This window comes from Nonomuraea typhae (assembly GCF_009760925.1).
In the GTDB taxonomy this organism is placed as follows: Bacteria; Actinomycetota; Actinomycetes; order Streptosporangiales; family Streptosporangiaceae; genus Nonomuraea; species Nonomuraea typhae.
Genome location: NZ_VRLV01000010.1, coordinates 255,796 through 269,298, shown reverse-complemented (window position 1 = coordinate 269,298; position 13,503 = coordinate 255,796). Strand labels below are relative to the sequence as shown.

The window sequence follows — 13,503 nt, the reverse complement described above, 5'->3', positions numbered from 1 at the left end:
GTCCGCTGATTCGTCCACGGCGGACCGATGGATTCCCATTGTCGATTTCCGGACAGCATGGTTGTCGGAGGAGGTGTGACGACGATGTCCGAGCAGGCGGTCGAGCGAGCCCACCGCGAGGAGTGGGCGTACGTGCTGGCCGCCACCGTCCGCCTCACCCGTGACCTCGACGCGGCCGAGGAGGCGGTCCAGGACGCCTACGTGCAGGCGCTGCGCACGTGGGGGAGGGACGGTGTGCCCGAGCGCCCGGGCGCCTGGCTGACCACGGTCGCCCGCAGGGCCGCGCTCAACGCGATGAAGCGGGAGCGCACGCTGGCCGCCAAGCTGCCGCTGCTCATCGGGGTCGAGGAGGACGAGCCGCCGGAGACCGGCGCCGTCCGGGACGACCGGCTCCGGCTGATCTTCACCTGCTGCCATCCCGCGCTGGCCCCCGAGGCGCGGGTCGCGCTCACGTTGCGGCTGGTGTGCGGGGTGGCCACGCCGGACGTCGCCCGTGCCTTCCTGGTGCCGGAGGCGACGATGGCGGCCCGGATCACCAGGGCCAAGAAGAAGATCGCGGCGGCGGGGATTCCGTACGCGGTGCCGTACGAGGAGGATCTGCCGGAGCGCGTGGACGCGGTGCTGACCGTCATCCATCTGCTCTACTCCACCGGGCACACCGCCGCCACCGGGCAGGAGCTGGTGCGCGACGAGCTCACCGGCCGCGCGCTCGGCCTGGCTCGCATGCTGGTGGGGCTGCTGCCCCGCGACAGGGAGGCGCGCGGGCTGCTGGCGCTGCTGCTGGTGCACCAGGCCCGCCGGGCCACCAGGACCGACGCCGCCGGACGGCTGTTGCGCCTGGAGGAGCAGGACCGCTCCGCCTGGGACCGCGCGCTGATCGCCGAGGCCGACCGGCTCATCATCGGCGCGCTCACCGCGGGCCCGCCCGGCCGCTTCACGCTGCAGGCCGCCATCGCCGCCCTGCACGCTCAGGCGCCCTCCTACGCGGAGACCGACTGGCCGCAGATCCTCATCCTGTACGGCGAGCTGCTGCGGATCTGGCCGTCACCGGTGGTCGCGCTCAACCGGGCGGTGGCCCTGGCCGTGGTCGAGGGCCCGGCCGCCGCGCTGGAGGTGGTCGAGGAGCTGGAGCGGGAGGGACGCCTGGCCGGCTACCGCTATCTGCCCGCGACCAAGGCCGACCTGCTGCACCGGCTGGGCCGCGACGCCGAGGCGGTCGAGGCGTACCGGGCCGCGCTGGCGCTCAGCGGCAACGCGGCCGAGCAGGAGTTCCTGCTGGAGCGGGCCAGAACTGTCGGTGGCGTGTGGCACGGTGAGGAGCTGTGGGTCAACCGCTGAAAGAGTTCGTCAACGCCGATTCCGTCGGCGTGCTGGCCGACGGCCTTGCCGCCGCCCTGCCCGGCTTCGCGCGCGAGCGCTTCGTGGCCGATTCCGTCGGCGCCCTGGCGGCGATGGAGCTGAAGGACCGCGTGCGTCATGTCGCCCGCACGCTGGGCGGCGTCCTCGGCGTGCCCTTTGCCGAAGCGGCGGCCGCGCTGCGCGCCTGCGCGCCCGGGCTCGACATGTGGAGCGGCTGGCCCGCCACCGACTACGTCGCGCTGCACGGCCTGGACCACCTCGAGGTGGCGATGGAGACGCTGGCCGCGCTGACCCCGCACGCCACGGCCGAGTTCGCCGTCCGCCCCTATCTGGAGCGCCACGGCACGGCCGCCCTGGAGATCATGCACGGGTGGGCCGGTTCGCCCGACGCGCACCTGCGCCGCCTGGCCTCGGAGGGCTCGCGGCCCAGGCTGCCGTGGGCCACCCGGGTCGGCTGGCTGATGACGCCCGGGCCGACGCTGCCGATCCTGGCCCGGCTGCGCGACGACCCGAGCGAGTATGTCCGCCGCTCGGTCGCCAACCACGTCAACGACCTGGCCAAAGACCACCCGGAGGCGGCCGTCGCGCTGCTGGCCGGGTGGCGGGCCGAGGGCGGCTCACACGTGGAGAAGGTGGTCAGGCACGCGGTGCGCGGGCTGCTGCGCGACGGGCACCCGGATGCGCTGGGCCTGGTCGGCGCCACGCCCGGCGGCGGCAGGGTCACGGCGCTGACGCTGGCCGCCGACCAGGTGGCCGTGGGCGGCAAGCTGGCCTTCACCGTCGAGCTGGCCGCGGATGCGCCGGGGCCGCTGGTGCTGCGCTACGCGGTGGTGCGCCCGGGCTCGCGGCGCGTCTTCCACCTGGGCGAGCGCACGGCCGCCGACGCCGGCCAGGCCATCGCGGTGACCAAGTCCCACTCCTTCCGCCCGGTGACGACCCGGGTGGAGCCGCCGGGGCCGCGCACGCTGGAGATCGTGGTCAACGGCGTGGTCCGGGCGACGGCGCCCTTCCGGCTCACCGAGGTGGAGAACCCGTAAAAAGGGGCGATAAGCAACGGCCGGGCGTGCTGGAATACAGGGCTGGAAGTGTGCACCGACCAACAGGCAGGCCATGTTCACCCCTGGAGAGACCGCCCTGACCATCCACGCGCCCGCGACCGAGCGGGTCGTGGGCCGGTGGCGCGAGCGCTACGACCCGGCCACGCCGTACGGCGTGCCCGCGCACGTGACCGTGCTCTACCCCTTCCTGCCCGCCGACCGGGTGGACGAGGCCGAGCTGCGGGCGTTGTTCGCCACGTATGAGCCCTTCGACCTGGTCTTCGAGCGCACCGCGCGGTTCCCCGGCCTCGTCTACCTCGCGCCGGAGCCGGCCGAGCCCGTCAAGGAGCTCACCGAGGCGGTGGTGGCCCGCTGGCCGGAGGCGCCGCCGTACCAAGGCAAGTATCCCGAGGTCGTCCCGCACCTCACGGTCGGCCAGGGCCTCGACGAGCAGAGCGCCGCGGCGGTCGAGGCCGGGCTCGAGGGGCTGCCGGTGCGGATGCGGGTCAGCGGCGTCACGCTGGACTTCTTCGACGGCGAGAGGTGGCGGCGCCGGGCCCGCTTCCCGTTCGGCGAGGTCGGCGCGGCCGAGTTCGCCTTCCCCGGGCCGCTGCGGGACACCCTGGTGGCCGCCATCCTGAGCGGGCGCAAGACGGCGACGAGCTCCATGCTGGCCGACTACGCCGGCGAGGAGCTGCCGGTCGCCGGATCCTGGGACGCGCTGATCGACTCGGCGGGCCGCCGGGTGGCGCTGCTGGAGACGACCGAGGTCAGGGTGGTGCCGATCCGCGAGATCGACGACGCGTTCGCCCGCGACGAGGGCGAGGGCTTCGCCGGGGTCGCCGAGTGGCGGGCGGCCCACGAGCGGTTCTGGCTCAGCCCCGAGCACGTCGCCTATCTCGGCCGCACGCCGGTGATCGACGACGACACGCTCGTGGTGACCGAGCGCTTCCGCCTGCTGGAGACCCTGTGAACGGCGACTACGGCGTGCCCGGCTCGCTGGCCCGGGTGCTGGCGGACATCGCCGACGAACGCCGGGCACAGGACGCCAGGTGGGGCATCCAGGACATCCCCGATGGAACCTCTCCTTCCCGTACGGCTGCCGCCGACGCGGCCAAGCGCGAGACCTCGGCCGCCTTCGGCGAAGGGACGCTGACCTGGCGGCACATCCTCCTCGAGGAGGTGCTGGAGTCGTTGGCCGAGACCGACCCGGAGGCGCTGCGCACCGAACTGATCCAGGTGGCCGCCGTGGCCGTCAAATGGGCTCAAGCCCTTGACCGCCGGTCTCTGGAAGGTCCGCCGGGAACACGCCCAGCCCCTCAGCCGTGACCCGCCAGCCCGGCGGGAACCGGCCGGCCATCAGCGCGACGGCGGCGAGCAGGCCGCCGTTGGCGGGCAGGTAGACCGACAGCCCGCCGGGGAACTGCGGCACGTGGCCGGTCGGCAGGTAGTGGTTCTTGTAGGTGTCCATGAGCAGCGCCTCGACCGCCGCCTCGGGCCGGCCCAGCCGGGTGGCGCACATCGCCAGCACCGGATAATCCCAGCCCCACGTGGTGTGCAGGTCCCAGGTGCGCAGCACGTGGTCGAAGGTGTCCGACATGATCGCGCGGTCGATGACCGGCGTGGCGGGCAGGAAGCCGAGGGCCATGAGCATCGACGGGTGGTCGTCGGGCACCGTGTACGGCTCGGTGGCGACGGCCGGGTAGACGCCCTGCCGGGCCGCGGGCCTGGCCAGGCGCCGCAGGACCGCGTCCCAGCCGGGGTGGCGCTCCAGGCCGAGGCGTTCGCGCCAGCGCTGGGCGACGTGCAGGCCCCAGTGCCAGTAGGCCAGCTCGAAGGTGGGGTCGGCGGTGCGTGCCCGGTCGGGATAGTAGGTCTCCTGGGCGGGGACCAGCGGCGGGCCGAGGTGGAAGACGCCGCCGTCGTCCGGTTCCGCGTAGGAGGCCATGAACTCGGCCGTCTCGAAGACCAGGCTCGCGTGGCGCTCCAGGGCTCCGGGCACGTCGTTGCGGCGCAGCAGCTCGGCGTAGTAGATGGGGTGCGGCTGCTGCCAGATCAGGAAGGGGCCGACCTGGCTGGGCGCCTCGCGGCCGTCCGGGCCGACCTGCTTGGGCCAGCGGGCTCCGCCGTACCCCTGCTCGGCGGCGGTGCGGCGGGCGGCGGGCAGGATCTCGCGGTACCAGCCGAGCCCGCGCTCCAGCAGTTCGGGCCGCCCCCACACGGCGAAGTGGGCGGCGTGCCACCAGTGCATCTCCAGGTGGAACTTGCCGCCCCAGGAGTTGTGCACGAGCCCCGACTCCTGCGGCGGCGCCGAACCGGCGCAGTGCACGGCGGTCTGGTACTGCGAGAGCACCACGCGGCGCTCCAGCTCGGGGGCGCGCGGGTCGGTGCTGCCGGCGAAGCTGACGGCGGCGCCGGTGGTCCAGAACGTGCGCCAGTGTTCGGCCGCGGCCTTGTGCACCTGGTCGAAGCAGGGCGGCTCGTCGGCGGGGAGGGGGGAGAAGGCGGCGCTGAGCGCCAGCTCGGACCCGGGGGCTTCGACCTCCAGCCCGGGTCCGGTGCCCGCCTCGGCGGGCGCGCCGCCGCCGGTCCGCAGGTATCTGCTGGTCCGCACGTGCCCGTCGGCGCGGATGCGCCCGTTGGTGGTCACGCGCACGTGGTAGCGGGCGTCGCCCACGCGCCGCTCCACCCCGCCGGGCACGGACACGGCGCCCTCGGTGAGCCGTTCGCCGGGCGAGAGCGGGTCGCGTTGCCCGGGGAAGGTGATCGCAACCGCCAGTTCCCCGGAGGCCAGCAGCGGCGAGCGCACCCGGGTGGCGAGCACGTCGAGCTCGGGGTGTACGGCGGTGCGTACCTCGACCGGTGCCCCGCCGAGGCAGAAGACCGAGTGCACGCTCCCGGTCCACAGGTCGAGTTCCACGCACAACGCGGTCACTTCCAGCGCCGGATCGAAGCGCAGCCCGATCCGGCCGAGGTCGAGCCGTCGCGGGTTGGCATACAGCCAGCCGCCCGCGTCGCCGGAGGCCACGCCGTCCGGCCCGAGGCGCATGCGGTCGGGGTAGCGGACGGTCCCGGTCCGGGTGCGGTAGGCGGTGCCGGTGTCCTCCAGCCGGTGCGTCCTGCCGGGGTCGGTGGCGTACCAGCCCCAGCTCGACTGGATGCGCAGCGGCACCGGGAAGTCGTCCGGGTCGAAGCGCAGCCGGGGCAGCCTGCGCACCCCGTCGGGGCCGGTGACCAGCGCCGGCCGGGGCGGCAGCTCGTGCGCCTCGGGGAAGGTCTGCAGGCCGGTGCCGTCGACGTTGACGGCGAAGTCGCCGTTGCCCAGGCTGAGCGTGCACGAGGGGTGCCACCGGGTGAGGACCACGTTGTGCCGGCGGACCAGCCGTTCCCTGTCGATCACGTGCTCTCCTTGGCCAGGCCGAGCCGCGCGGCCCGCCGGGCGGCCTGCTCCTCCGGGTCGGGCACCGGCGCCGACAGCAGCAGCCGCCGCGTGTACGGGTCGTGGGGACGGGTGGTCACCTGCTCGGTGGGCCCGGTCTCGACCAGCACGCCGCCGGACATGACGGCCACCCGGTCGCACACGTTGCGCACCACCGCGAGGTCGTGCGAGATGAACAGGTAGCTGACGCCGGTGTCGCGCTGGATCTCCACGAGCAGGTCGAGCACCTGGGCCTGGGTGGAGACGTCGAGGGCGGAGACGGGTTCGTCGCAGATGATCAGCGGCGGCCCGAGCGCGAGCGCGCGGGCGATGGCCACGCGCTGGCGCTGCCCGCCGGACAGCTCGCGGGCGCGGCGTTCGCCGGTGCCGGCCGGCAGCCGGACCCGGTCGAGGAGCCCGGCCACGCGGGCGCTCGCCGCCTCGTACCCGAGCCGGCCGTGGGCCAGCAGGGGTTCGACCAGGATGTCGGCGATGCTCATGGCCGGGTTGAGCGAGCTGAACGGGTCCTGGAAGACCGCCTGGACGAGCAGCGCACGCGCCTGGCGGCCGGGCAGCGGCTGCCCGGCGAACAGGATGGATCCCCCGGAGACGGGCGCCAGCCCGAGCACCGCGCGGCCGAGCGTGGTCTTGCCCGAGCCGGACTCGCCCACCAGGCCGAGCGTCTCGCCCTGCGCGATGGCCAGGCTCACACCCTTGAGCACCTGCAGCGGCACCGCGCCCAGGCCGCGCTGCGGGTAGGCCACCCACAGGCTGCCGATCTCCAGCAGCGGCGCCCCGGCGGCGGCCGGGCGCGGGCGCGGGTCGGCGTTGTGCGGGTTGGCGGCCAGCAGGTCCTTGGTGTACGGCTGCGCGGGGTGGGCGAACAGCGCCCGCGTGGCCGCCTCCTCGACCAGGCGGCCGTGGCGCATCACCGCGACCCGGTCGCACATGTCCGCCACGACGCCCAGGTCGTGGGTGACGAGGAGTACGGCCATGCCGCGTTCGGCCCGCAGCGAGCGCAGCAGGTCGAGCACCTCGGCCTGGACGGTGACGTCCAGCGCGGTCGTGGGCTCGTCGGCGACCAGCAGCTCGGGGTCGCAGGCGATGGCCCCGGCGATGAGCACGCGCTGGGCGGTGCCGCCGGAGATCTCGTGCGGGTAGGCGCGATAGATGCGCTCCGGCTCGGCGATGCCCACGCGGGCCAGCAGTTCCAGGACCCGGAGCCGGGCCGCGCGGCGCGAGAGCCCCCGGTGCACCCGCAGCGGCTCGGCGAGCTGGCCGCCGACGCGGAAGCTCGGGTCCAGGTTGGACATCGGCTCCTGGGAGACGTAGCCGATGCGGGGGCCGCGGACCCGGTTGAGCGCCCGCTCGCCCAGCTCGGCCAGGTCGGCGCCGTCGAAGTGCACCGACCCCGCGGCGATCCGGCCGCTGGGCGGCAGCAGGCCCAGGGCGGCCAGCACGGTCTGGGTCTTGCCCGAGCCGGACTCGCCGACCAGGCCGACGACTTCGCCGGGCCGTACCTGGAGGGTGACCCCGTCGACGACGGTGACCTCGCCGGCGGCGGTGCGGTGGGTGACGGTGAGGCCGGCGATCGCCAGGAGCGCGGCGGGGTCGGCGGGGGTGGGGCAGGCGGCGGGCCCGTTTGGGGTGGGTGGGGCGTGGCCCGCCGCCTGGATCGGGGCGTCCTCGAGGGCGTCGCGCACGGCGTTGCCGAGCACCGCGACGGCGAGGACGGTGGCCGCGATGGCCAGCCCTGGCCAGATCGACAGCCAGGGGGCGCGGAAGACGTTGGCGGCCGCGTCGTTGAGCATCGCGCCCCAGCTGGCCGCGCCGGGCTCGCCGAGGCCGAGGAAGTCGATGCCGGCCTGGATGAGCAGCGCGGCGCCGAACAGCAGCGGCGCCTGCACGATGATTGCCGAGCGGACCACGGGCAGCACGTGCCGGCGCACGATGCGCAGGTCCGACAGCCCGGAGACGCGCGCGGCGTCGATGTAGAACTCGCCGCGCACCCGCATGGTCACCGCGCGGACCAGCCGGTAGATGGACGGCGAGGCCAGGAATCCGACGAAGGCCATGGTGCCGAGCAGGCTCGGGCCCATGACGGCCACGAAGGCCAGCACGACGATGAACGCCGGCAGCGCCATCAGCAGGTTGAACAACCAGCTCGCGATCGCGTCCACCCAGCGGGCGAAGTACCCGGCCAGGGTGCCGGCGACGACGCCCAGGCCCAGCGCGACGCCGGTGGCCAGCAGCGCGCCGGCGACCGTGGCGCCGGTGCCGTGCAGCAGCCGGCTGAACACGTCGCGGCCGGAGCCGTCGCCGCCGAGCAGGTGCTCGCCGCCGGGCCCGGCCAGTGCCGCGGCCAGGTCCACGTAGTCGGCCTCGTACGGCGCCAGCCACCGCCCGGCCAGCGCGGCGACGGCCACCAGCAGCAGCACGGCCGCGGCGGCGAGCGCGGCGGGGCGGCGGAGGAGGAGAGAGGCCCTCATCGGGTGCGTACCTTCGGGTCGAGCCAGCTCACGAGCAGGTCCACGATCAGGTTGACGGTCAGCACGATGAGCACGCCGACCACCACCACGCCGAGCACCATCGGGATGTCGGAGCGGTTGGAGGAGGCCGCGGCGAGGCTGCCGAGGCCGTTGATGGCGAAGATCTGCTCGACGATGATGGCCCCGCCGAGCAGCCCGATGAACTGCAGGCTGACCACGGTCAGCGCGGCAGGGGCGGCGTTGCGCAGGACGTGCCGCAGCAGCAGCCGCCAGGCCGGGAGCCCGCGGCTGCGCAGCGTGCGGACGTAGTCCTGGCCGAGCACGGCGGCGACCGCGTTGCGGGTCTGCGCGGCCACGGCCGCCACCGAGCCCGAGGCGATCGCCACGACCGGCAGCACGAGCGAGCGTGCCCAGTCGGCGGGGTTGTCGGCGAAGGCCACGTATCCGGTCGCCGGCAGCCACCGCAGCTGCACCGCGAAGACGATGATCAGCAGCAGCGCCACCCACATCCCCGGTACGGCGAAGCCCAGCGCGGCCACCACCTGAAGGGCGCGGTCCAGCCACCCGCGCCGGATGGCGGCCGCCATGCCGAACGCGGTGCCGAGCACGGCCGAGACCAGCGTGGCGATGACGGCCAGCGAGACCGTGATCGGCAGCCTGGCCAGGATGGTCTCGGCCACGGGCAGCCCGGTGAACCAGGAGACGCCGAGGTCGCCGCGCACGGCCCCGCCCAGCCACTCCAGGTAGCGTTCGAGCACGGGCCGGTCGAGTCCGAGCTCGCGCTTCTTGGCGAGGATCTGCTCGGCCGTGGCGGTCGTGCCCAGCAGGTTGTGGGTCGGGTCGGGCACCAGCACGGTGAGCAGCGAGGTGATCGCGGTGATCACCAGCAGCAGCACGGCCGCCGCGAGCACCCGGCGGGACAACAGCCTGATCATGTGACCGGCTTGTAGTCGCTCAGGACGACGAACAGCTGGTCGTCACCGGTCTCCACCTTGACCTTGTCCTTCTTCCAGACCATGAGGTTGGTGGAGGCGTACAGCGGGGCGAACCACGCCTGCTCGACCGCGTAGGTGTTCAGCTCCTGGAACAACGGGCCGCGTTCGGCGTCCTCGGCGACCGCGATCTTGTCCATGAGGCGTTCGACCGTGGGGTCGGCGGTGTGGAACGGGTTGAACACACCGCCCTTGGCCAGGAAGAGCGAGGCGTCCAGCCAGTTCTCGGTGGAGGTGTAGGTGTACATGAACGCCGGATAGGTGCCGGCCAGGTACTGCTGGGTGATGAGGTTGCTGGAGACCGGCTTGTACTTCACCTTGATGCCGATCTGGCCGAGTTGCTGGGCGACGATCGGGTAGAGCGCGGGCAGGTAGGTGTTCTCGCTGGGCAGGGTGAGCTCGAAGCCGTCCGGGTAGCCCGCCTCGGCCAGCAGCTTCTTGGCCTTGGCCGGGTCGTAGGGGTAGCGGCTGTTGAGCGACTCGACGTAGCCGGGGGTGCCGGCGGCGAACATCTGGGCGCGGCGGGAGCCGTTGCCCTTGTCCACGGCCTTGAGGATGCCCTCGGCGTCGAGGCCGTGGTTGATGGCCTGCCGTACCTTGAGCTCGGCCAGCGGGGGAGCGAGCTTGCCCGCCCGGTCGACGATCCACATGCCCAGGATCAGGCCGGGCATCTTCCGGTAGGCGAGGCCGCCGGACTCCACCTGGGGCAGGGTGGCCCCCGGGACGCCGCCGGCGTCGACCTGGCCGCTGAGGGCGGCGTTGACCATCGCGTTGGTGTCGGGCAGCGCCTTCATGACGAGCCGGGAGAAGGCGTACTTGGCCGGCAGGGAGTACGTGGGGTTGCGGACGAAGGTGTAGGAGGTGCCGCGGGTGGTGGCCTTCAGATCCAGCACGTACGGCCCGCTGCCCACGGGGTCCGTCTTCAGGGTGGCGAACGCCTTGGGGCTGGCGATCATGCCGGGGACCATCGAGAGCTGGTAGAGCAGCCCGGGGTCGGGCTTCTTGAGCGTGATCCGCACCTCGTTCGGCCCGGTGGCCTCGATGGTCTTGATGGCGGCCAGCACCGACTGGGTCGCGCCCGGGGTGGTCAGCCCGCGCTGCAGGTTGGCGCGGACCGCCTCGGCGTCGAGCGGGGTGCCGTCGGAGAAGGTGATGCCGTCGCGGAGGGTCAGGGTCAGCGTGGTCTTGGGCGGGTCGTAGGACCAGGCGGTGGCCAGTCCGGGCGCGATGGTGAAGTCGGCGGGGTTGAGGGTGGTCAGGGACGAGTAGACGGCCTGGAGGTAGCCCAGGGAGTTGCCTCCGGCGCCCACAGCGGGGTCCCAGGTCGAGACGTCGGCCGCCACGGCCAGGGTGAGCGTCTGGCCGTTCGTGTCGGTGCCCTTGGACGCACCGGTGGAACAAGCGGTGCCCGTGAGCACGAGGGCGAGGGTGGCGGCGGCCACACGCGATCTCGGCATCGGAACCTCCTCGGATCGAGCGTGTGGCGAGGCTAACAAAAACTACCTATCAATTGGTAGGGTTTCGGTAACGATGCCGATTCCTGGAGTTCACATGCCTGTCGAGCCGAAGATCGCCCACCTGCTCGAGATGATCCACTCCGCGCCTCCGGCGCCGCGGGACGCCGTCGAGCGACGCCGGATGAACGCCGAGCGCAGGGCGAAGGACGCCAACCCCTACGGCGACTACGTGCAGGAGGAGCCCGGGATCGCGGAGATCTTCGAGGAGAAGATCAAGGTGGCGGACCCCGACGGCGAGATCACCGTCCGGATCTACCGCCCGGCGCAGGAGAGCGCCGGCGCGATGGTCTACCTGCACGGCGGCGGCTGGCTCATGGGCACGCTCGACGACACCGACCGCCGGGCCAGGGCCGTCGCGGCGGGCGCGAACGTGGTCGTGGTCAACGTGGACTACCGCCTGGCCCCCGAGCACCCGTTCCCCACCCCGGCCGAGGACTGCTACCGGGCGCTGGAGTGGACCGTCGAGCAGGCCGGCCGCCTCGGCTACGACCCCGCCCGCGTCGGCATCGGCGGCGAGAGCGCGGGCGGCAACCTCAGCGCCGCGGTCAGCCTGCTGGCCAAACGGCGCGGCGGGCCCATGCCGGTCATCCAGGTGCTGGAGATCCCGGCCTTCGACCTCACCCGCACCTCGCCGACCATCGAGACGTACGGCGAAGGCCACGTGCTGACCAGGTCGGAGCTGGAATGGGTGATGACCACCTACCTCAACGGGCACGACCCGAAGGACCCGATCGCCTCGCCGCTGCACGCGCCCGACCTGAGCGGCCTGCCGCACGCGGTCATCCTGTCGGCCGAGTGCGACCCGCTCTCCGGCGAGGCCAGGCAGTACGCCGCCCGGCTGGCCGCGGCCGGGGTGCCGGTGACCTTCCGCGAGTTCCCCGGGCACGTGCACGGCTCCCACACGCTGACCGGGCTGCTGGCGAGCTCCCGGGAGTGGCGCTCCATCGTGGTGGACTCGGTGTCGGCCGCCATGAGGCGCTGACATACGGTCAGGGGGGAAACCGGGCGAAAGGTGAGAAGTGACCGTACGGCGTGGTCCTGGCGGGGTGCTGGGGCGGACCCTGATCACCGGCGTGCTGGCCGGGGCGGTGTCGGGCGTCACCGCCGGGACCCTGCTGAGCGTCAGCCTCCTGGTCGTCGGCCTGGCCAGTCCCGAGGCCAGTGTCAACGTCGCCGGTGTCGCGGGCCTGCTCAACGTCATCCTGATCGCCACCGTCGTCGGCATCCCCCTGGGCGCGCTGATGGCGCTGCCCGTGGCGCTCGTGCTCATCCTGGCCGGCGGATGGGCCGCGCCCGTCCCGCTGCGGGCGCGGCTGGTGACCGCCCTGGCCAGTGTGGCGGTGGTCGGCGCCGCCGAAGCGATCTGGGTGTTCCTGGCCTCCTCCCCGTGGGAGAGTCCGGTGCTGCTCGGCCCGCCGCTCGTCGTCGCCGCCCTGACCGGCTCCTGGCGCGGTCCCGACCTGCTGACCCGGCGCGGGTGATGTGCCGGGGCACAAGCCGTTGTTACGCTGCGGCCCATGGGTGACCCGTTGATCGCGCGCCTGGCGGCGGAGCTGCTGCAGGACGTGCCGGGCCTCACCGACCGCATGTTCGCCGCCATCGTCGCCGAGGACGAGACCTACGCCGCGCTGCCGCCCGAGCGCCTGGCCGAGGTCCGCGAGTACAACCGCCGCAACCTCGTCGAGCACCTGCTCGACCTGGCCGAACAGCGTCCGGTCAACGCCGAGGTGTCCAGGGAGACCGCGCGCCGCCGGGCCGAGCAGGGGCTGCCGCTCGGGGCGCTGCTGCACGCCTACCGCATCGGGTTCCGGATCATCTGGGAGAGCCTGGTCGAGCGGGCCATGGCCGACCCCGGCTACCCGGTCGAGACGCTGGCCACCTCCATGACCACGATCTGGAGGCTCATCGACGGCTACTCCGTCGCGGTCACCGCCAGCTACCACGAGGCCATGGTGGAGCTGGCCAGGCAGGACGAGCGCGAACGCCAGGTGCTGCTGGACGCGCTGATCGAGGGCCGGGTCACCGACTGGAGCGTGCTGGGCGGCAGCGCCCACGCGCTCGGGCTGCCGGCGCGCGGGCCGTACGTGTGCGTGGTGGCCGACCCCTCGGTGTCGATGGCCTCGGCCGGGCTGCGCGGGGCCTGGCGGCTGCGCGCCGACGAGCAGGTGGGCATCGTGGCCGACACCGGATCCGTGCTGACGGCGCTGGCCGGGCGGGGCCGGATCGGGGTCAGCACGCCGTACGAACGGCTGCCGCAGACGGCGGCCGCCTTCCGCCTGGCCCAGCTCGTCTGGGCCAGCCTGCCGCCGGGCAGCCGGGAGGTGGCCACGGTGGACAGCCGGCCGGTCGCCGCCCTGGTCGCCGCCGCCCCGGAGCTGGCCGAGCGGGTGACCGCCGCCGTGCTGGGGCCCGTCCTGGCCCGTCCCGACGCGGACGCCCTGCTGGAGGTGCTGTCGGCCTGGCTGGAGAGCGGCGCGCCCACCGCCGAGCTGGCCCGCCGCCTGTACTGCCACCGCAACACCGTGCGCAACCGGCTGAGCCGGATCGAACGGCTCACCGGCCGCTCGCTGGAGCGTCCCGGGGACGTGGCGGCCCTGTACGCCGCCTTGATCGGGCACCGCATCACCCCGTGTGCCGCCGCACAAGCCAAGAGGTGAAAGCGGGGGCTCCGGCCCAGTGCCGCCAGAACAA

Annotated in this window: 11 protein-coding genes; 7 read left to right on the top strand and 4 right to left on the bottom strand. The window is 73.6% G+C overall.

Annotation, left to right across the window (positions count from 1 at the left end; genetic code table 11):
* Positions 1 to 84 precede the first annotated feature (84 nt).
* The 4 genes from FVE25_RS34325 to FVE25_RS34310 all read left to right on the top strand — a co-directional run bounded on the left by FVE25_RS34325 (position 85) and on the right by FVE25_RS34310 (position 3,725).
* Positions 85 to 1,338, top strand: a complete 1,254-nt coding sequence (locus FVE25_RS34325) for an RNA polymerase sigma factor (protein WP_246267835.1) — start codon at positions 85 to 87, stop codon at positions 1,336 to 1,338.
* Entirely contained in the window at positions 1,323 to 2,396 is a 1,074-nt protein-coding gene (locus FVE25_RS34320; protein WP_157251300.1) for a DNA alkylation repair protein, read from the top strand. Before FVE25_RS34325 ends, FVE25_RS34320 begins: the two co-directional genes overlap by 16 nt.
* A gap of 73 nt (positions 2,397 to 2,469) precedes the next feature.
* Positions 2,470 to 3,369, top strand: coding sequence for a 2'-5' RNA ligase family protein (locus FVE25_RS54490; protein WP_219825750.1), 900 nt, complete (start codon positions 2,470 to 2,472; stop codon positions 3,367 to 3,369).
* Entirely contained in the window at positions 3,366 to 3,725 is a 360-nt protein-coding gene (locus tag FVE25_RS34310) for a hypothetical protein (protein ID WP_157251299.1), read from the top strand. Before FVE25_RS54490 ends, FVE25_RS34310 begins: the two co-directional genes overlap by 4 nt.
* Here FVE25_RS34310 and FVE25_RS34305 read toward each other — a convergent pair.
* Genes FVE25_RS34305 through FVE25_RS34290 form a run of 4 tightly spaced genes read right to left on the bottom strand, consistent with a single transcriptional unit; the run spans position 3,652 to position 10,752 of the window.
* Positions 3,652 to 5,796, bottom strand: a complete 2,145-nt coding sequence (locus FVE25_RS34305) for a glycoside hydrolase family 65 protein (RefSeq protein WP_219825749.1) — start codon at positions 5,794 to 5,796, stop codon at positions 3,652 to 3,654. The genes FVE25_RS34310 and FVE25_RS34305 overlap by 74 nt on opposite strands.
* Positions 5,793 to 8,303: an ABC transporter ATP-binding protein/permease gene (locus FVE25_RS34300; RefSeq protein WP_157251298.1), complete on the bottom strand. Its 2,511-nt coding sequence runs from the start codon at positions 8,301 to 8,303 to the stop codon at positions 5,793 to 5,795. Before FVE25_RS34300 ends, FVE25_RS34305 begins: the two co-directional genes overlap by 4 nt.
* The gene (locus FVE25_RS34295) at positions 8,300 to 9,238 is read right to left on the bottom strand and encodes an ABC transporter permease (RefSeq protein WP_157251297.1); all 939 of its coding nucleotides are present in this window, start codon (positions 9,236 to 9,238) and stop codon (positions 8,300 to 8,302) included. Before FVE25_RS34295 ends, FVE25_RS34300 begins: the two co-directional genes overlap by 4 nt.
* Complete coding sequence (locus FVE25_RS34290) at positions 9,235 to 10,752, bottom strand: ABC transporter substrate-binding protein (protein WP_157251296.1); 1,518 nt, start codon at positions 10,750 to 10,752, stop codon at positions 9,235 to 9,237. The genes FVE25_RS34295 and FVE25_RS34290 overlap by 4 nt, the downstream gene beginning before the upstream one ends.
* Before the next feature lie 94 nt (positions 10,753 to 10,846).
* Between FVE25_RS34290 and FVE25_RS34285 the strand changes: the two genes are divergently transcribed.
* The 3 genes from FVE25_RS34285 to FVE25_RS34275 are packed head-to-tail and all read left to right on the top strand — an operon-like array spanning position 10,847 to position 13,469.
* Positions 10,847 to 11,794, top strand: a complete 948-nt coding sequence (locus FVE25_RS34285) for an alpha/beta hydrolase (RefSeq protein WP_157251295.1) — start codon at positions 10,847 to 10,849, stop codon at positions 11,792 to 11,794.
* Positions 11,795 to 11,831: 37 nt separating this feature from the next.
* On the top strand, positions 11,832 to 12,293 hold the full coding sequence (locus FVE25_RS34280) for a hypothetical protein (protein ID WP_157251294.1): 462 nt from the start codon (positions 11,832 to 11,834) through the stop codon (positions 12,291 to 12,293).
* 36 nt (positions 12,294 to 12,329) lie between these two features.
* Positions 12,330 to 13,469 (top strand): PucR family transcriptional regulator, encoded by a 1,140-nt coding sequence (locus FVE25_RS34275; RefSeq protein ID WP_157251293.1) that lies wholly within the window; start codon positions 12,330 to 12,332, stop codon positions 13,467 to 13,469.
* Positions 13,470 to 13,503 lie beyond the last annotated feature (34 nt).